The sequence below is a fragment of the Wohlfahrtiimonas sp. G9077 genome (genome assembly GCF_002252155.1).
Taxonomy (GTDB): Bacteria; Pseudomonadota; Gammaproteobacteria; order Cardiobacteriales; family Wohlfahrtiimonadaceae; genus Wohlfahrtiimonas.
In genome coordinates this window covers 193311-214202 of record NZ_NEFD01000003.1, presented here as the reverse complement: position 1 = coordinate 214202, position 20892 = coordinate 193311, and the positions used below count along the sequence as shown (strand labels likewise).

The 20892-nt window shown below is 45.1% G+C and carries 14 protein-coding genes; 6 read left to right on the top strand and 8 right to left on the bottom strand.

Annotated elements, in window-relative coordinates:
* Together B9T20_RS05780 and B9T20_RS05775 are read right to left on the bottom strand one after the other, a co-directional pair.
* Positions 1-993: a tryptophan--tRNA ligase gene (locus tag B9T20_RS05780; protein WP_094490216.1), complete on the bottom strand. Its 993-nt coding sequence runs from the start codon at positions 991-993 to the stop codon at positions 1-3.
* Positions 994-1002: 9 nt separating this feature from the next.
* Complete coding sequence (locus B9T20_RS05775) at positions 1003-1671, bottom strand: site-2 protease family protein (protein WP_094490215.1); 669 nt, start codon at positions 1669-1671, stop codon at positions 1003-1005.
* Positions 1672-1881: 210 nt separating this feature from the next.
* Here B9T20_RS05775 and B9T20_RS05770 point away from each other — a divergent pair, with 210 nt between their 5' ends.
* Both B9T20_RS05770 and B9T20_RS05765 read left to right on the top strand, forming a co-directional pair.
* Entirely contained in the window at positions 1882-2733 is an 852-nt protein-coding gene (locus tag B9T20_RS05770; RefSeq protein WP_094490214.1) for a Tfp pilus assembly protein FimT/FimU, read from the top strand.
* Between the two features lie 21 nt (positions 2734-2754).
* On the top strand, positions 2755-3834 hold the full coding sequence (locus tag B9T20_RS05765; RefSeq protein ID WP_094490213.1) for a PilW family protein: 1080 nt from the start codon (positions 2755-2757) through the stop codon (positions 3832-3834).
* Positions 3835-3909: 75 nt separating this feature from the next.
* On the opposite strand, the gene B9T20_RS05760 is transcribed toward B9T20_RS05765, so the two are convergent.
* The 4 genes from B9T20_RS05760 to B9T20_RS05745 are packed head-to-tail and all read right to left on the bottom strand — an operon-like array spanning position 3910 to position 12598.
* Positions 3910-7194: a translocation/assembly module TamB domain-containing protein gene (locus B9T20_RS05760; protein ID WP_094490212.1), complete on the bottom strand. Its 3285-nt coding sequence runs from the start codon at positions 7192-7194 to the stop codon at positions 3910-3912.
* An 8-nt stretch (positions 7195-7202) separates the two neighbouring features.
* Positions 7203-7961, bottom strand: a complete 759-nt coding sequence (locus B9T20_RS05755) for a Nif3-like dinuclear metal center hexameric protein (protein ID WP_094490211.1) — start codon at positions 7959-7961, stop codon at positions 7203-7205.
* Positions 7958-9643 (bottom strand): hypothetical protein, encoded by a 1686-nt coding sequence (locus B9T20_RS05750; protein WP_233491615.1) that lies wholly within the window; start codon positions 9641-9643, stop codon positions 7958-7960. The genes B9T20_RS05755 and B9T20_RS05750 overlap by 4 nt, the downstream gene beginning before the upstream one ends.
* 60 nt (positions 9644-9703) lie before the next feature.
* The gene (locus B9T20_RS05745) at positions 9704-12598 is read right to left on the bottom strand and encodes an insulinase family protein (RefSeq protein WP_094490209.1); all 2895 of its coding nucleotides are present in this window, start codon (positions 12596-12598) and stop codon (positions 9704-9706) included.
* 217 nt (positions 12599-12815) lie between these two features.
* Here B9T20_RS05745 and B9T20_RS05740 point away from each other — a divergent pair, with 217 nt between their 5' ends.
* The 4 genes from B9T20_RS05740 to B9T20_RS05725 are packed head-to-tail and all read left to right on the top strand — an operon-like array spanning position 12816 to position 18428.
* Complete coding sequence (locus B9T20_RS05740; protein WP_094490208.1) at positions 12816-15620, top strand: xanthine dehydrogenase family protein molybdopterin-binding subunit; 2805 nt, start codon at positions 12816-12818, stop codon at positions 15618-15620.
* Positions 15604-16152 carry a (2Fe-2S)-binding protein gene (locus tag B9T20_RS05735; RefSeq protein WP_094490207.1) on the top strand — a complete coding sequence of 183 codons (549 nt, stop codon included), beginning with the start codon at positions 15604-15606 and terminating at the stop codon, positions 16150-16152. Before B9T20_RS05740 ends, B9T20_RS05735 begins: the two co-directional genes overlap by 17 nt.
* Positions 16153-16155: 3 nt before the next feature.
* Entirely contained in the window at positions 16156-17400 is a 1245-nt protein-coding gene (locus B9T20_RS05730) for a cytochrome c (protein WP_094490206.1), read from the top strand.
* A 50-nt stretch (positions 17401-17450) separates the two neighbouring features.
* The gene (locus B9T20_RS05725; protein WP_094490205.1) at positions 17451-18428 is read left to right on the top strand and encodes an XdhC family protein; all 978 of its coding nucleotides are present in this window, start codon (positions 17451-17453) and stop codon (positions 18426-18428) included.
* Here B9T20_RS05725 and B9T20_RS05720 read toward each other — a convergent pair whose 3' ends face one another.
* On the bottom strand, positions 18429-19016 hold the full coding sequence (locus B9T20_RS05720) for a response regulator (protein WP_094490204.1): 588 nt from the start codon (positions 19014-19016) through the stop codon (positions 18429-18431).
* Positions 18994-20754: a sensor histidine kinase gene (locus B9T20_RS05715; RefSeq protein ID WP_094490203.1), complete on the bottom strand. Its 1761-nt coding sequence runs from the start codon at positions 20752-20754 to the stop codon at positions 18994-18996. Before B9T20_RS05715 ends, B9T20_RS05720 begins: the two co-directional genes overlap by 23 nt.
* Between the last annotated feature and the right edge of the window lie 138 nt (positions 20755-20892).

The window sequence follows — 20892 nt, the reverse complement described above, 5'->3', positions numbered from 1 at the left end:
TTATAGACCCACAGCTTTTTTCAAATTCTCAATAAATGGCACAGTATGCGCGCGTGCTTTCTCAGCGCCTTGCAATAAAATGTTTTCCACATATTGCGGATTGGCCATCAATTCATTGTATTTTTCACGTGGTTCACTGAGTAAAGCATTGACCTTTTCAAAGAGCACTTGCTTCATCTCGCCCCACGCAATGCCATCTGCATACGCTTGACGGATCTGTGCGCACTCTGCTTCAGTGGCAAAGGCTTTGTACATTTCATACAATATGGATTGATCGGGGTCTTTAGGCTCACCAGGCTCACTGGAATCAGTCACAATGCGCATAATCGCTTTACGCAACTGTTTTTCAGGCAAGAACAATGGAATGGTGTTGTTATAACTCTTACTCATTTTACGGCCATCTGTGCCGGGCAATAATGCAACATTGTCAGCAATTTTGGCTTCTGGCAAGACAAAATGCTCACCATATAAGTAGTTAAAACGCTGGGCAATGTCACGCGCCATTTCCACATGTTGAATCTGATCGCGCCCGACAGGCACATCGGTGGCATTGAACATCAAAATGTCCGCTGCCATCAACACAGGATACGAGAATAAACCCATGGTGATGCCTTTATCTGCATCTTCATCATTGCTTGTATTCGCATCCACAGCCGCTTTATAAGCATGTGCGCGATTCATCAGCCCTTTCGCCGTCACACAGGTCAATAACCACATCAATTGCGTGATTTCAGGAATGTCTGATTGACGATAAAACGTGGCTTTTTCTGTGTCTAATCCTAAAGCGAGCCACGTTGCAGCAATCTCTTGACGCGACTGAATGATGCGCTCAGGCTCTTGGCATTTGATCAAGGCATGATAATCGGCTAAAAAGAAAAAGCAGTTATCATTTTGCTGACTCATTTCAATGGCAGGACCAATGGCGCCTGCATAATTGCCAAGATGTGGCGTGCCTGTGGTGGTAATCCCCGTTAATATAATTCGTTGAGACATTTGACTATCCTAAAAAAAGACTCCGACAATGGATAAAATAAGTTTGATCACATAGTTTGAGATCAAGCCTAACGGTAAAATGTTGACATACAATAACCCAAGCAAAATCCACACACCATAAGGCTCAATTTTTTCTAATTGTTTTGCTGCATTGTATGGCAACAGCATCATCGCGATGCGTCCGCCATCAAGGGGTGGAATGGGCATTAGGTTGAGCACCATTAAAAAGACATTGATGGAGATGCCAAAATACGCCATTTTTAACAATCCAAGCCCCATGCTCGGCTCATTGGTCACATGCATGGTGCTGGAGACAATCATCAACACCAGCGCCCAAATAAACCCTTGAATGAGGTTCGATAATGGCCCTGCAAACGCAGTCAATGCAATGTCTTTGCGTGGATTTTTAAAATTACGCGGATCAAATGGCACCGGCTTTGCCCAACCAAAGACAAACATCGAGCCTGCCATGCTTGACACCACAAGCATCACCAAAGGCACCACAATCGTCCCAATCGGGTCAATGTGCTTTAACGGTGACAAAGACAAACGCCCCTGCATTTTCGCCGTATTATCGCCTAACAGATTGGCCATATAGCCGTGCGCCGCTTCATGAACAGTGATGGCAAATATCAATGGGATGATCATCAACAATAAGGTGGGCAAATCAAATTCCATAAACACTTCCAAATAATGAGAAAGGTTCAATTGTAACAAAAAAGGCAACGACTGCCGAAAAGATCACACACTTTTCCCGATGGCTCAATCACCACAATTTTGATCTAGATTCAACATTATGGGGCGGTATTTTTGCCCTCATAATGCTACAATAGCAAAATTTTAATCATACTTACTTGTATTCTATTGGCCAACATAAGGTTATAACAAATGCGATCACATAGAACCCTTCACAGCAAAGGTTATACGCTCATTGAGCTGATGATAACTTTGGTGATTTTCGCCATCATTGCCCTCTTTGGCTTGCCCGCATTTTATGCATTTTTGGGCAAATCAGACATGAAAAATCAAGTGGCACAAGCCGCAAACTTCCTACGCTCTGCCCAAGAGATTGCCACAGCCACGAACCGCACAGTTTATGTTTATACAGAAGGTTATGATGTTGCAGACAAAGCCCAAAAAGAAAACTACTGGAATCAACCTTGGATCATGTCCTTTAAACCTGTGGGCAGAGATTTTGTGACCTTTGAAAAGCAAGAAAAAGAGCTTTTATTAAAAGACAATTCACCGTATGAAATTGCCCGTCAAAGAGTCTTTAAAGATAATGGCCAATTTAACATCTACACTCTAGAAAGCGCTATGAATGCAAGCAATGGTTTGATCAGTAAACCTGATGGCATTTATGCGCTCAATGGTTATCGCAGTCAAAATGGTGGCAAACCAGGTTTTCTTAAATTTTCACCGTCAGGTGAGGTGACATTGCCCATTTTTGTCATTGCTAAAGAGGGGGAAAACCACGCATTCACCAGCCTTTCAGAAAAATGGCGTGGTGTCTTTGATGGCACATATAAAGGCTTTGCAAAAGGTAAATCCACCGGCAATGTTGTGGCGCTCTTAGGCGGTTGTCGCACCCATCAAGGCAAAATTGCAGACACCATCAGTTACACGTTTAACCAAGATGCCATGCTCCCTGCGGATCTTTTCGCGATGGATTCGGCGAATAAATTTTCCCCAGCATTTGCCTTTGGCAATTCAGCCTGCCATTCAGTTTTCATGCAATAAAACGTTAAGTTAGGACATCACATGTTAAAAATACCTCACAGTAAAGGGTTGTCCATCATTGAATTGATGGTGGCATTGGCCCTTGGCATTTTACTTCTTTTCTCCATGTTGGCGTTTTATGCCGTGACGCAGCAAAATGTCACCACTCATCGCATGGCCAATCAAGAGCAACAACAATTGCGCAAACTCTTCAACCTCTTGTCAAAAGATTTAGAAAATGTGGGCGCGTTTGAATGCGCTAAAAACAGCGACATCTTTAATGACAATCGCTTCCCACGCAATGTCATCGCTCTTGGTGATTATAAAAATAAAGATCGTAAACAATTTGTGTTTGCCCATCCGATCACAGAAGCACATGTGATGGACAGTCTTGGCATCATTGAAGCAACGGGCGATGAGCTCAATTATAGCCCTATTAAAGTGGCATCAAGCTGCGGGCAAGACGACAGCAGTCTATATGTGGGTGCCACCATTCTTGAAGTGATTCCACCAAAAGCTAAACATGGCATTTTCATCACCACACAAGAGTTTACGTCTCAATATACAGATTTCGTCATTCTCTCTACATATCAAACACGCGTCAGTAAAGAAAGTGACTTGGTACCCACAGGTTGGAAAACTAACAATACCCATAAAACGGTGGTTTCTCCTTATCCTTTAAGCATTCATGATGGGGTTTCTCTGTTACTGATGGCCAATGCACAGGAAATGCGCCTACCCTTTAAACAAAATGACGTAAAAATTGAATTAGGCTTCTCAAATCATCAAGAGTCCTCTTCTGTACCAAACATCAAAATGACTAGCTTAACCACAGGTGGCTGGTTAGATCCTTATGAGAATGAAACCAAATACAATTTAATTGTGGACAAAACAGGCAACCACGAAACCGCTAAAAAGGTGAACAATCGACTTCACAGTGAGTTTGCAGCACCAATTAAAGATATGATCACCTATCCTTTAAATAAAAAGGCGACTGAGCAAGTGCGCGCCATCCGTTTTACTTTCACGCTTGTGAATCCTAAAACCAATGAAAAAAGCACCCTTGAGCGCGTCATCCGTTTTAAAAACATGCATTTAAGCTCATTGCATAAAGATGCATAAATCATAGAATTTCATGACTTACGCATCATAAAAAAGCCATCAATTTCTGATGGCTTTTTGTTTGACTTTGTTTTGCTAAATCTCTTTCGAGAATCTTAGATCAATCGTTGAGTATTCATCACTCACTTGTGTGTCAAAACTAAAGTGCTTTAAGAAGTTATAACGCATGATGCCAAAGGCACCATTGCTCTCCTCGAAAATACTAAAGCCAATGCCCACATAAAAGTTTGGCGTTAAATATTTACCGATGCCAAGACTCGTGTTACCAGATAAATCTTTCATCACACCAAAATCCGTTAAACCGACACTTTTGGCAAAGCCATCTTCAGGCGATGTGACAATTTCACCGGATGCAATGCGCTGGGCCATTTTGGCAATTTGCAGCACTTCAATCGCCGTCAATGAGTCCACATCCGTCCCTAACGCTAAGTAAGAGACAATGGAGTTCGCCGGCATGGTGGGCTGTGAGAATAAATTGAGTTTAGGATTGTTGGCCGTACCCGTCACGCGGACACCCACGCTCACTTTTGAGCCAGTGCGTTTATTGTCAAACACGCGCGTGGCTTGAAACTCAATGTTGGGATTGGTCATGTTCAGCCCCGTGAACTGAATGCGCCCTTTATCGAGCGTCAATTCTTGCCCAAGCACATTGTACACACCGCTGCCAATATTGATGATGCCAATGGCCATTAAAGGCTCATTGATGCTCTTTTTAAGGTCAATCCCCCCTGTCAATTTACCCACAAAGCCAACGGCACCCACAGAAACTTTATCACCTAAGGAGATGTTAAAGTTCATGGAGGCTTTTTTCCAAAAATCAGGTTGATCCTTATCTTTAGGCGCAGGCAATTTCGATGAAATCACAATAGTATCGGGCGAGACATGTTCAACGCTGCCCCTTGGATCATCTGAGCTTTTATAAATAAAGCGCAATTCCGGAATTTTCAATCCCCCTTGAATGTTGAGCTGACCATTACGCATGGTGACATCCGCATTTGGCGAAACAAGCGCCTTAACGTTGGTGCTGTCAGCAAGGAGCAGTTGATCGCCCCTCAGTTTTAAATTGGCATTGAGGGTCACTAAATCAATGTCACCAAGGATCGTCATTCGTCCTTTGCCGGCCATCAAACCGCCGGTGAGATTCAATGTGGGTTGCCCTTTATTGAGCACCACATTCAACGCAATGTTTTTCAGCGATGTGTTGTACTCAGCATTATAGATCTCGCCATTGGCCAGCCCCATTCTAAAGCCCATTTCCACGCCTTTTGGTTTGGAGAGTTCGCCAGCGGCTTCTGCCTTCATGGTCAATTGACCTTCCAATTTTTGCAGCTGCGGCACGAGAGGTAAAATCCATTTTAACGTCGGCGCATTACCATCAATGCTCGCTTTGACCATTTGACGGCCAAAAGGATCATCTAATGAACCACCGCCATGGACCTGCAAATATTGTCCCCAATCCACATCCACCGTCGAGGTAATGGCTTCAGGTTTAGCGCGCACCAACACTTGCGTTTTTGTTAATGGCACGTTGATCTCATAGCCTTGCATGCGATAGCGAATTTGCCCCGATGACAATGATGCATCCACAATCCCATTGAAACTCTTTTGATCTTTAAATTGCCCCGCCACCACAAGATCTGCCGTGGTGTTGACCTGAATTTCCGGCGGCAAAAATGCATTGATGCGCTTTGGTTGCAGGCGGCGCACCGCTAAAGTCCCAAAGCTGTTGTCTTGATGATGCTGCCCTTGCACACAAATGGTGGTGGGCAACTCCGCTAAACAGAGCTGCGAGAGCGTAATGTCACCACTGGATGCCACCACTTTTGCAGGATTGAGCAATCGATAGCGGCCAATGATGTCGCTGTACACATCAAAGCGATTAATATCAAGCGTCCATTCTTGTTCACCTTCTGCATTTGTGGCCACGTGCCCAATGCCTTTAAAATCCGTCGTGTTAAAGATGCTGCGAATTTTAAATTCAATGTCATGCTGATCAAGCGATCCCACAGTGGTAAATGTCATTTGATCAATGAGGGTTTTCTCTTTATCCACAATGTTTTTTGCGGTCACGGCAATGTCAAAATGTTCGATCTTTTCTGCATGAAGCTCAACCTTAGCCGACTGCATGGAAAATTCATCAAACTTTAAGTTGTTCAGTGCCGCCACAAAATTGGTGGTTTGCACCTCATTGTGCTCAGCCGTCACGGTGAGCTCATCAAGTATCAAGCCAAAGCCTTCAATGTCATGGCCTTTAATGTCACCGGATAAGAGCGGCTTTTTCACATCACCCGCGATGCTAAAATCACCTTTTAAAGCCCCTGAAATGTCAGGATAGGCATCTTTTAGCTGTGCAAGATAAAGATCTAAATTCGCTTGAATCTCTGTGGGGCGACTCAGTGACCATTGCCCTGTTGTTGCCAACTGATTGGAGATGTTAAAAAGTGTCAAATCCCATGCCACATCCGCTTGATTGCGAATGTCGATCGCGCTTTCAATCACCAAGGGCTTAGCCAATTTATTCGGCCAGTTAAAGGTGATGCTGTCATGGATTTTAAGATCATTTAAAGAGCCCGTTAAAATCAAATTCATGGCATGATCAAAATAATCATCGCCCACGCGCATTTCTCGCGTGGCATTTTTTAAACGAATGTTGATGTGATCATTGACTTTATCGGCATCGATGCTCGCACTCATGTTCAGTGGCAAAGTCACCTCTTCACCAATATTTAACAATCCTTGATACAAAACATCTTTAAAGGCCCATGTGGTTTGGCTAATTTCGCCATCTTTAACGCTTGCGCTCTCCACATAGACGGATAAATCTGGCAGAATCACTGCCACATCATTGGCGTTGACCGTTTGAATGTAAATGTCCACCGGCAATTGACCGCGCTCAAAGGAGAACGGTAAAAATGGCGGTTCATTTGGATCTTCTGGTGTTGGTTCACCGGGTGTTTCAAGCATCACATCGCCACTTTTAAGGTGCACACTTTCAATCACCACTTTGCGATCAAGTAAACCTTTTAAATCCCAAAATAATGCGCCGTGATTGAGCTCAATGTGATTGTCATCATGTAATTGTAAATACAGACGATCAAACGCAATGCCGCGCCACAATGTGCCGCTTAATGCATCGATCTGTACCATTTCATTGAGAGGTGATTTTTTTAGCCCATAATTGACGAGTTTTAAACCACTTTCCGTCAAGAGGATAAAGGCGATCAATCCCACCATCATCACCACTAAACCCAGCAATGCATAGACCAAGCGTTTGAGCCAACGCCAAGGGCTTTTACGCATCGGTTTTGCCGTCGCGTCTGTCGTGATTACTGTGTGCTTCTTATCAGATTCTTCAGTCATATCATTATCTATACAGGATTGTCACAATCAATGAATTCTACATCAAGTCGATGGGTTTCGGCCAACCATTTGCCCAATGCTTCGATGCCATAGCGCTCAGTGGCATGATGCCCTGCACCATAAAAATGGATCTCCATTTCACGGGCACTGTGCGTGGTGCGCTCACTCACTTCGCCGGTTAAATAAGCATCCACGCCCGCCAATGCTGCTTGATCAATATAATCTTGCGCCCCGCCGCTGCACCAAGCGATGGTTTCAATCGATTGATTGCGCTCAGATGGAATGTGCAAAGGCTCACGGTGCAATGCCTGAGCAATCACCTGACTGAAAGCTTCACCGCTCATCGGCACAGCCAAGCGCCCTTTTAAAATCAATGGCGCGGGATCATTTGGATCAAGTCCCGTCACATCCTGAATGTTCAAAAGTTGGCCTAAACGCGCATTATTGCCAATTTCTGGCGCCATATCGAGCGGCAAATGATAGCCCATCAAACCAATATCATGCTGCATGAGCGCCTTAATGCGACGATATTTGGCATGAATCAAACGCATGTCTTCCCCACGCCAAAAATAACCATGATGCACCAAAATGAGATCCGCATCATGCTCAATGGCCGCCTCAATCAGACGCATGGAAGCGGTGACACCTGTGATGATTTTGTTCACCTCATGGCGCCCTTCGATTTGTAAGCCATTGGGCGCATAATCTTTAATGGCTTTGGCATTGAGTTTGGCATCTAGGATGCGTTCTAATTCAAAAATATTCATATCTGAGCTCCTTCACTCATGGCAATCTGTTGGCGCGGCAATTGCCACCCGTGTTCCTGACACACTTCTAAACAAGCGTGATTGACCAAACGTTCAATCCTAAAATAGGAGCCGCCACATGCGCCATCAAACTCCATGATGATGGCATATTCAATGGCTTGCCCGTAAATGATGCGTTTGACCTGTACACTTAAACTGCGTAAATACTCGGTGACACCAATCTCTATCAATTTTTCACGCACTTTTTCTTCAAAAGCACGCGTCACTGTACTGACGGGCAAGTCCACGTGACAATAATCCAGACCAAAGGTTGGGGAGACATAAAAACCATTGATCAAATTTTCCACCTTCATGGCATAAAATTCGGGCGTTGGAATCATGGTTTCGCGAAAGAAGCTGTCTAAATAGACCATTTCTGGCGTTTGACGGCGCACTTTGGCATATTTGCCATTGGGTAAAAAGATGTCATCCCCCACTTTTGTTGGGAACCAATCCTCTTCTGAATTAAATGGGCGCGAATTTAAATGGGCGATCTCGCTCAATGCAATACGAATGCGGCCATTTTCCAATAATGGATTGACGCACGTGCAATAAAAGCTCAAGCGCGTCACCACCCATGGAATGCCACGATACATAATGCGCTCACCTTCACGCACTGCGCCTAAATTCAAAAAGATTTTCAGCTCACTGACATATTGTGGCGCATAATTGCGTAAACTGATGATGCCAAGAAAAATCACCAGCACCGCCAAACCAAAGAGCACCATATCTCCTTGAATGTAAATCACGCTTAAAAATGCCAGCATCGCTGCGATGTACACCACAATGCTGTAAATGATCCATAAAAAACGCAGGCGCGTATTGACCTGTTTATGTGCTTCTGAGCGGGCTTTGTGCCAATTGCGGTTGCGCTTTTTATCAAACCACATGAATAATCGCTTAGCGCCCACGCCAAAAATGAGCACAATCGTCGCACCCGCTAACACCGCTAACAATAAAATCAATCCCCGCCCAAGAAAAATGGAACTCAATGCATTTTTAATGCGCACTTCTAAGGGAATGTCGCTGCTTTCAAGCTCTTTAATCTGCAGTTCAATAATGTTTTTTTGATTCAGCAATTCCTGCTGATGAGCGCCCCATTCTTTACTCAATTGTTCAATGCGTTTTTTTGCACTCGCTGTCAATTGATCTTGCGGGATCTCTTTTAAGGCATTTAAGCCATTGGTTAAGGTTTTATATCGCTCTGTTAACACGCTGTTTTCATAATTGAGGCGATCTTTCTCCCGCGGTTTGGCCGTCAATGAGCGAAGCTCAGCAAAGAGCGGTTTGACAATCACCAACAGCTCTTCTTGCCAATTGTAATTGTCCACTTGCTCTTGGGTTTTAAAATTTTGTGGATTGATGCCACCAAACACCATCTTATTGAAAACATCTTCCAAACTCTTTTCTTGTGACTTTAACGTTTTTAATTGGGCTTGCAGTTCTCTTTGCTGCTCTTCATCGCGCGTTTTTTTCAAGGTTGCCTGTAGGCTTTTTTGTTTTTCTAAGTTATCACTCAACGATTGCTCCACGCGATTGAGCTCAGCAAATTGGCCGCTGTCATTGGCATGAGCGATGCCCATCACTAAAAGCCCCATGATCAAAAGGGTGTGTAAACCCATCAGGAATCGTTGTCTAACCACATCATCTCCTTGATTGCGTGAATAAAAAAAGCGCCCTTGCGAGCGCTCATTTTAACAATGTTAAGCCAAAGTATAAACCTTGAGATCCGCCTTTTCTAGCGCCTCTTTTGGCCCAAGGACGGCAATGTCTGCCCTTTGACCCACAAAATACTTCTCAGTCACGGCTTTTAAGTCATCTAACGTCACCTTCAAGACATTGGCACGGAATGCTTCACGCACATCTGGCGTATTGCCAAAGTAATTGGCAATCACTGTTTGTTGATATTCAGCCGCCGGAGATGCCGGTTTATCAATACCGGAGATCACGCCAAGCACTGCTTCTTCCAATGCTAATTGATCATGCTTGGTATTCAGCATCCAGTCAATGGCTGCATCAAAGTCTTGTAAGGTTTCTGTTAAACGAGGATCACGATAACTGAAGAAATTAAATGCGCCACCTCTTGGATTGTAATTTGCACCACCGCCATAAGCCCCTCCTTGTTCACGAATTGCACGGTGTAGATAACCGTTGCGTAAGAATCCCGCTAAAATGGTCAATGCCGGCGCATCGGCATCTCCACTTGTGGCGGCACGATAACTTTTGCCACAATAATGCACTGGTGCATTGATGGCCCAACCGATGTTTAAAGCATCTGTTGGTACGGCAAATGGGAATTGATACGGTGCATGATCACGCACTTCATGGCTCAATGTACGGGTGAAATAATCACTGAAGCTTGGCAATTCTACAACGCTGGACACGGCCATCAACTCATACTCGGCCGCTTGCAATTTTTCAAGCAATGCTTTTAAGTCAGCGGCAAATGCTTCACACGCTGCCACATCTTTTAGGCGATTCGTCAATTGATTACCCTGCTGAATGCCGCGCATGCCGCCAAGCTCTTCAGAGAGATAATTGATCTCAGAAAGGTTTTGACTCGCAGCGCCCATCGCATACATGTGACCATTAGACACAATACCTTCTTCACGGGATAATTTCAATTGGCTCAACAGCTCTTGAATGCGTTTGATTTCATCAAAACGCGCATTGAAAAATGTCTCTTTTAATAGATCACTTAAATGGGTGCTGTTGCTCGCAAGCGCTTTACCTGATAACGTCCACAAACCTTTTAATTGACCATCTTTACGATCGGTTTGATACACCGTTGCCGCGCTCAAACCGCCCGTCACCGCATAAATGCGTGCTTGCTGCTCAGTGTAGCTCAATTGACCACAGCCCACATCCGTTAAAATACTGTTTAAATAAGGCAACAAACGGCTTTCTGCTTCGGTTAAGGCAGGCAATTTCACCAATAAACTTTGATAGATCATGCCATTGGTGTTCACAGAACCCGTATAAATGGTTTGACCATTAACTGTGCTTGCTTCCACATGTGGGATGGCTAAAGTTTCAGGAATGTCTTCACGCGTCACCATCGGTAAGCAGCTGATGTCATCTGTTTCATCTTGGCGGCGTTTTAATTCGGCAGCTTCTGCGATGATTTTTGCTTTCTCTTCATCGGTTAATTCTGCTTGAATCGCCCCTAAACGGGCTTTTTCATCCGCCACCAATTCATCAGCAAGCGTATGGCTCGGTTTGACCGTTAAACACAATTTATGTGGATTGTTGATGAGTAAGCGATCAATCAAATTCGGAATGAATTTAGGATCTTTGATCTCTTCACGCATGGTTAATAAAACGTTGTCAATTGCCAGAGCATCAACCGCTTCACCGCCATGAAGTACAGGCGCTAAGCATTGTAAAATCAAGTTTAAGCCATAGGGCATTCTGCCTTCTGTGATTTCGCGCGCGGACAATTCAATTTGATGCAACACTGATTCCACCACCGAAACATCCACAGATTCATCGCGCACTTTAAGGAGCGTGGATACAATCAATTCATCCACTTTTGCAGCATCTTCTGCCTCTGCACCTTCTAAGCCTGCGCTGAAGAAAATCTCTTTGGTGCTGTCTTCTAAACCACAGAATGTGGAGGGCGCAACACCTAAATCAGAGGATTCTAATGCTAAACGCAATGGCGAGCTTGAGTTATCTAACAATACGCCACTTAAAATGCGGGCACGCATCACATCATACGTATCATAAATTGGCCCAAGCAACCATGCATTGATCACATGGGTTTTCTTCTCCATGCACTCTTCTTTTGGCAATGGATAGTAACTGGTGACATATTTAGGGGCACTGAAGCGATGTTCATCTGGCACAGCAAAGTCAAATTTCTCTTCAGAGAAATGGGATAATACGCGCTCTTCAAACACTTTTTGATGTTCTTTAGGATCTAAATTACCATACGTCATGATCACGCTGTTCGATGGGTGATAATGTTTGGCATGGAAAGCTTTTAACGCATCGTGTGTTAAATCAGGGATGTTCTTAGGATCGCCGCCTGAGTTGTGATGATATGTCACGGTTGGGAATAAGTTTGTAGAGATCTCTTGATAGAGTAATGAAATCGGCGAACTCATCGCGCCTTTCATCTCATTGAACACAACGCCTTTATACACCAATGGACTTTCAGGATTGTTCGGCTCTTCAAACTCAAAGCGATGCCCTTCTTGCAAGAAATCATAATAGTTTAAGTTCGGGAAAAACGCCGCATCTAAATAGATGTTCATGAGGTTGTAAAAGTCTTTCTCATTTTGGCTAGAAAATGGATACGCCGTCCAATCCGAAGAGGTGAACGCATTCATAAAGGTGTTCAAAGAGCGGCGAATCATCATGAAAAATGGGTCACGCACCGGATAATTTTTTGAACCACACAACGCCGTATGTTCAAGAATGTGTGCAACACCCGTTGAATCTTGCGGCACCGTCAAAAAGCCCACTAAAAATGTATTGTTTGTATCTTCAGAAGCGATGTGAAAATGTTTTGCTTTCGTTTCGTTGTGAACATACTCTTCTAAAGTGACGTTCAACGAGTCGATATAAGTGGATTTTAGTTGGGTAAATGACATCTGACAATTTTCCTCATCGATTAAAAATGAATGACATATTATGCCATGGATACGCTCAATAATGGCTATGGAAATCATAAATTCAAGGCGGGGATGATTTATTGATTGAATCGTTGCTATAATAGAAATCAAACTTGTAATACTCAATGGATAATAAGATTAATTTTCATTTGTATAAACAACTATACATTTAGAATAACAATGTAGAGGTCAGCTTATGAAAGAGTCAGGGTTTTCTCGTAGAAGCTTCTTAAAGTGCCTAATGGTGGCAGGCGTATCGGTTTACATCGCCAAACCCTTTAGCAAAGCACATGCTGCGCTGTTTGAAGAGAACATTTTGCAATCCCCGAATTGGGATCCTAAAACCAAGCGCGTTTTATATCGCACCGATGCTTTTGCCAAAGTCACAGGAGAGAAAGTCTTCTCCATGGACATTCGTGCAAAAGACATGCCCAATTGGCCAAAACAACAATCACACGCCCTCTTCTTGCGCGTCACTGAAGCTGATAAAATCTATCAAGGCTTTGACCTTTCAGTGTTAAAAGATGGCTTAATGCCTGATCGCATCGTCACGGCAAAAGACCTTGAACGTGATCACATCTCCTTCCCCGCTTTCTTTGGGGATGACATGTTATTGCCTGAAGGCAAAACGCCCGCCTACCTTGGACAATCTGTCGCGCTGTTGATTTACAATGATTTTGATCGTTTTCGCTTTGCTAAAAATGCCCTTAAATTCAAACCCGACATCATAAAATATGGTGAAACCACAGGTTTCCTTGAGCGTGATCCATGGGGCACTTATCGCGGCGTGCGCATTGGTGCGGCTGATCCTTATGCGCCAGATGTTTATTCAAGCATGAAGGACATGAGCATCAATCCTTCTGGCTTTAAAAAATTCTTACCCGTATGGCCAAAGGGTAAAGAAGGCGGAAAACTTGATCAAGAAGGCATGTATTATGCAGATCAATTGGCAAACGAGATGGCAAATCCACCGGAAGATTGGTTGGTGCTTGATCGCACTTACCATTCGCAATCCATTGACACCTGCGCGATGGAGCCGAATAACTCCAATGGTTGGTACGATGAAAAGACCCAATCTCTGCATTTAGTGGTGGCAGCCCAATCGCCCACAGAAGTGATGGCTTCGGTCATTGAAATGATCAGTCGCTCGCGCTTTGCCCTTAAAAATCTCTTTTTACACCCATGTTTCACAGTGGGCTACGGCTCAAAAGATCATGCACCTGAACCCATTTTAGGGGCAATGGCAGCATTATATGGCAATGGTTTACCTGTGCGATTGGCCAATGATCGCTATGAGCAATTTCAATCCGCCTTAAAACGTCATCCTTTTGACATGCATTTTAAAATGGCAGTGAATAAAAAAACGCACAAAATTGAATCCTTCATTGGTGAATTCATCGGCAATGGTGGCGGTCGCTGTAACTTTACGCCAGGCGTGATGGCGGTTGGCGCAACGGGTGTGCAAGGCATTTATTACATTCCTAAAAGTGACCTCTCTGCTGTGGGGCTCGCAACGCGCTCTGTGGATTCTGGTTCAGCACGCGGTTATGGCACATTACAAGCGATGCCTTCATTAGACACATTGATGGATGAAGCGGCACATCTTTTAGGCGCTGATCCTGTTGAATTTCGCCTCAATAATCTTTTAAAAGCAGGGATGAAAAACACACAAGGTGCCATTCCAGGCGGCATGATGCGCGGTGATGAAGTCCTCACAAAGTGCGCAGAGCATCCCATTTGGAAAGATCGCGCTGCCCGAAAACAAGCGTATGAAGACAAGCATCCAGGACACATCTTCACCACCGGAATTTCTTGTGTACAAAAAGATTATGGTACAGGACAAGAATCCTCGTTTGCCAAAATTGAACTCTCTGCAGATGGTAAAATTTCACTATGGCATAGCGGCATCGAGATTGGCACCGGCATGTCAACATCCCAAGCAGTGATGTGTGCCAAATGGTTTGGGCGCCCTGCCGATGAGTCATCGTACGGTTTATCAAAGTGGCCGGATTTACCCATCATTGTCAATCATGCCCCTTCTGCCCTTACCCAAAAAGAACAAGATCATTTGCAGCTTAATCCATTGTGGTCACCAGCGTACAGTTCTCCTGCCAGTGCAAGCAACTCTGCCTATTTCTTCTCTCACACCACCACAGAAACTGGGCGTTTACTCTTTGATTATGGCCTATGGCCAGCGGCTGTCTCCATTTGGACAGAAGGCATTGGTGGCGGACAAGCCGCACCGCTTGTGGTTCGTAAAGAGGATGCCCGCTGGAATGAGCACGGCTTAACTGCAAATGGGCTTGAGCCTTTAAGCTTAGCGCGCCTTGCAAAACGCGTGTATGAAATGGGCGGTTTAACGGGCGCCGTTACCCACGCATTTAACCGTTGGCAGTGGGCAGAAGCAGATTTCACCATTTTGGGTGAAAATACACGCCGCGCCTTAGATGCCATCTCATTGCGTTTTGGAGATGCAAAAGAATATCAAGTCAATCCACGCACCCGCGCATATTATCCTTATGTACAGCGCAGTAATGCAGGCGTCACATATTATACAGCGCTCGCAACATGTGTGGAATTAGACATCGAAGAAGCAAGCGGCACTGTGACTGTGCTCAATCACCATACAGTTGTAGAATGTGGTAATGTCATCGTACCGCAATTGGTTTCAGGACAAATTGAAGGAGGCGTTGCCATGGGCATTGGTCATGCGTTATATGAATATTTACCACAATTTGAAGATGGCCCCGGCAATGGCACATGGAACTTTAACCGCTATCATTTACCTTTAGCAAGTGAGGTGGCTGTTTGGACACAAACAAGCGAAGTCTTGCCGCCCTTATCAGAAACCGATCCACCTAAAGGCATGGCAGAAGTTGTGATGATTCCTGTAGTATCTGCCATCACCAACGCCATCGCTGCTGCAACCGGTCACTATTTTAATCATCATCCCATTTTGCCAAAACAAGTTTTGGAGGTCTTAAATGCCAATCATCTATAAACCACTATCAATGACCATCAATGGCAACAAAGTCGGCCCCATCGATGTCCCTGAAGGCTTAATGATGCTCGATTTTTTACATGAATATATGGATTTAACCGGCTCGCGTATGGGTTGTGGCCAAGGCATTTGTCATGCCTGCGTGCTGATTTTAGATCATCCCGATGGTACAAGCGAAGAGATGCGTACATGCATCACCGGCGCTCACTTTTTTAATGGCAAAACTGTGCGCACCATCGAGGGCATCGCACAAAAAGATCCGAACGATCCACACAAAGAAAAGCTCTCTAAAATCCAGCAAGCTTTCATTGATAATTTTGCCTTCCAATGCGGCTACTGTGCACCGGGCTTTGTCAATGCGGCAACGGTCTTTGCAGAAAAATTGATGCGCGAACCCATTGCCCGCGCGGATCTTGAAGATGCCATCATCGAAGCACTCAATCATCACATTTGTCGCTGCACCGGTTATGTGCGCTATTATGATGCGGTGCGCGATGTGATCCTTAATACACCCGGACTGATCAAGGGGTAATTCATGAAAAAATCACGAATTTTAAGCATTGTAAGTGCTGTGGTGATCCTAGCCATTGTGATTGTAGTGGTGCTCACATGGATTGAGCGTCTTCGCCCCGGTAATCCGCCACAAGTGGCACAATTCACTGAGGCACAAATCAATCAAGGACGTTATTTAGCGGCCATGGGCGATTGTGCATCATGCCACACCACAACCAATGGTGCACTGTTAGCAGGCGGTTATCAAATGGCCACGCCCTTTGGCACCCTGTACAGCTCAAACATCACGCCATCGGCTGACTTTGGCATTGGGCGATGGACAGCCAATGACTTTTATCACGCCATGACAGAGGGTGTTTCACCGGTGTATCACAACCTCTATCCGGCGATGCCATATGCCTATTTTACAAACATCACCCGCGAAGATTCAGATGCGCTCTATGCCTATTTGATGTCCATTCCCGCCATTGATGTGGCGCCACCGCAAAATGACCTCCATTTTCCGTTTAATCTGCGCGCAATGTTGATGGGTTGGAATGTGCTCTTTTTGGATAAATCGCCGTTACCGTCAGCTTCAAAAGGTGATTCCCAAGAATGGCAACGGGGCAAATACATCGTCGATACTTTAGGGCACTGCGCGATGTGCCACACGCCGATGGGTGCCTTTGGTGAAGTTAAACGTGATCAAATGTTCAAAGGCGGCATCATGGGCAGCTTCGCAGCGCCCGACATCACGCCCGAAGGCTTAGCGAATCGCGGTTGGACATCTAAAGATCTGCAACAATATTTAAGCACTGGACTTGCACCGCAAGGCTCTGCCTTCAGTGACATGTATTTGGTGATCCATAACAGCACGCAATATTTGACCGCGCAAGACATTACGGCGATTGCAACCTATTTAATGGGCGATCAACCTTTGGCACCCAAAGCCATCACAGAAGGCAATGGCAATCCAGCTGGGCGCGATACTTATCTCACCCTTTGTTCAGGTTGTCACAGTAGCGATGGCTTGGGTAAACCGAATGTTGCTGTCGCCATGGTGGGCAATAGCACGGTGCGTAATGCTGATGCCCACAATCTCATCACAGCGATTTTAGAGGGATTGCCTTGGCAAACCTTCCCGAATGATGAGCGTTTACAAGCCATGCCTGCATTTGCCAATGATCTATCAGATGAAGCCATTGCCAATCTCGTGAACTTCTTACGCGTACAATGGGGCGGATTGCCTTCTGATGTCACCCCTGAAATGGTCAAAGCCCTGCGCTGATCATCATACATAGGCTGCCATTTGGGCAGCCTTTATTTTGGAGAGATTCCATGCGCATGTTGGATTTAACTGTTTTAGAAGATGCCATCACTTGGCTGCATCAAGGTGAAGCTGTGTGGCTGTGCACAGTGGTGAGCACTTATGGTTCTGCGCCGCGCTCACCGGGCGCGCTCTTTGCTGCCACACAAGATGGTAAATATGTGGGTTCATTGTCGGGCGGTTGTATTGAAGAAGATTTCTTAAAACGCATCCATCAACAGAGCTTTATGGCGCTAAGCCAAGTGGTGAGTTATGGTTATGGCGCAGGGGATTTTCCGCCTTCTGTTGCCCTGCCGTGTGGTGGCACCATTGAAGTTTTGGTGGAATATCTGACCCCAACAGCTGAGAGCATCGCTTATTTGCAATCCATGCACAGTGCATTAAAAGGTGACTGGATTGCCCATAAAGTGGTGAAAATTGGCGAAAAAGCGAGCCTAAATAACAACCACGATGCCCTTGAAACTCGCGTTACCCTGCACGATGATTTCATCACCATTACGCTGCAAAGCTTTACCACTGTATTCATTGGCTGTATTTCTGCGGTGGCGCTTTACTGTATTGAGTTTGCCCATGCGTTGGGTTTTCATGTATTGGTGTTCGAAGATCGTGAAGAGGAGTTGCGCCAACTGAGATCACGGCCAGAATTGATGCGCAAAATTGAGCTCGTTGAAACATTCCCTTGCACCCATTTAGAAAAACATGGCGCAAATGCACAAACAGCCATTTTATCCCTCACCCATGATCCGCGCATTGATGATTTAACCATGATGGCGGCGCTCGATACGGATGCATTTTACATTGGCGCAATGGGCTCACAACGCAACAGTGACAATCGCATGGCGCGCCTTAGAGAAGTGACAGATCATTCAGAAGCCACTCTTGCACGCATTCATGCACCGATTGGCCTTAAAATTGGTAGCAAAACACCTGCAGAAATTGCGCTCGCGATCCTTGCGGACATTGTGCGGGTGAAAAATGGTGTGGCATGATCAATCATACATGCCATTACACAATACAATGAACTCGGCTAAGGTCTCTGCGCCGAGTTTTTTCATGGCACTTGCCCGCTGCACTTCCACAGTGCGTACGGATACATGAAGTTGCTCGGCGATGTCGCGATTGGTTTTTCCTTCATACACCAAACGACTCACCTGCTGTTCACGCTCTGTGAGCGCTAAAAATTGTTGACGCAGACAAAAACTTTGCCACAAACGCGCCGTTTGTGCCTCTGCATGCTGCAAGGCTGCCTCTAATTTTAACGAAGAGACCGGCTTTTCTAAAAAATCCACAACGCCTTGCTTTAATAGACTCACCGCTTGGGACAATTCACCATGCCCCGTTAAAATGATGGGCGCAATCACGCTATTTTCACGTTTTAAATATTCTACAACACTTGCGCCATCCATTTTGGGCATGCGCAGATCCAAAATCACCACCGCAGGCTCATAAAGTGCCACCGATTGCACAAAGCTTTCACCATTTTCCCACTGTTCAACCGCGGCATCTGTCAATTGCTCGATCAAAAATTGGCATGACTCACGCACCGCCATTTCATCATCCACGATGTGTATCTTCATTCTTTGCCTCCTGTTGTGATCCGCTCGATAAAATAATGCGCACACATGCACCTTTAATCCCATCTTTGCGGTTATCTATTCTGAATTTGCCGCCAACCGCCATCATTAAGCGGTCACAAATCACCAAGCCTAAACCTAAACCGGTGGGCTTTGAGGTGCGAAATGGCACAAAAGGTGCATCTAACTCACTTTGCGTGAATCCGGGGCCATTGTCGCTGATGAGGATTTTATAAAAATCCTGATGACAACTGGCCTCAATCATGATTTCACTGGCGCCAGCTTGCACCGCATTTAACAGCGAATTCATCATCACTTGCTCAAGCACAGACACCACCGTGTAAATTTGCTGTTCACAATTGATGTCTAACGTGATGACAACGCGATTTTTGGTCTGTAACCGAATGATCTCTAGCATCCGATTCATAAAATCATGAAAATTAAACCACTCAAACTGCTGCATGGTTTTTGGCTTGACCCACGCTTGTAGATTTTTAATGATGGCACTGCACTGTTCAACCTGCGTCACGATGCGCGATAAAGGCTGAATGAATTGATTCGGTGCTTTGCCGCGCTCAATGCCAAGCAATGTACCTTCGGCATAATTGCGAATCGCCATCAAGGGTTGATTGAGCTCATGGCCGATGCCGCTGGCCACTTCACCCAAAATATTCATGCGATCTGCCTTTGACAACAATGCCTCATAATCATGTAGACGATGATATGTGCTCTCTAGAGCAAAGCGGCGCTGACGGGCAACATATGTGAGCCATAGATGATTCATGGCCAACACGAGCATCAATAAGATGATGGCAAGCAAGCCTAATTTATATTCATTCGCAAGGCGCACAAAGGTTTCCCACAATGTTTCATCAATTTCAATGAGCCCTGCAAAACGCTTCATGGCATACACTTCCCCAAGACTGCTTGGGGTTTGCCAAGTGGTGAGGGCAGGATCTGTGTTCTGCCATAAAATTTGCACGATCTTTTGTGCCAAAGCTTCATCCACACTTGGCAATGCGGCCAATGACCAATGATAGGACAATGGCGTTGAACTTCGACAACGCCCACCTTGCACCTCATTTAATACCCGAAAATCTGCCACATTCAGCAACCCTGATTGCCCTAAAGTTTCCAATAAACAGGTGGGTAAAATGGCCGCTGCCGCCAAACCGCTTTCCACCAGAAAAATACCGCGCTCAATGGGAAAGCCTGTCATCTCAATGAAATAATCATCAGGCGCGGACAATCCTGCATCATAAATGGCTTTATACCCCAGTAAAAATCCACCCAATGCATCTTTAGACACGGCCGTCACTCGCTGGCCTTTTAAATCTTCTAACGTGCGAATCTGGCTGTTTTTTCGCACCACAATTGCACTGCCAATGGCAGATTCAGGATTAAACAAGGCGCTGTTTTGATCAAGGCTTGCCAACCAGCGCCATTTGACCTCTGGAAAAATGGATAAAAATGCCGTTTGATTTGCAATCAATAAATCGACCGATGCATCTTTTGCCACTGTTTGAAATTCTTCAAACGTCACCGGTAACACAACCACTGAACGATCTAAATGACTGGCCAGCAACGTTTGAAAGCCTTGCCAACTCTCTAAGGTCTCTTGTGCACCCATCGGCGCTAAAATGGCAATCGTTAAGGCATCTTCCACATCTTGTGCATACGCCATCATGCCACTTGTGAGCAAACACACACAAAACCACCACTGCCGAAACCTTTTGATCATTATAGTTGTTTCCTTTCTTGCCACAGATCAATCTTTGCCCCTGAATGTGGTTTCCCACAATAGAGAGAATATGCAAAAACCTCGATGATATTCACATGATTCTAGTGGTTTTTTGGGAAATCACAAATAAAAAGGATG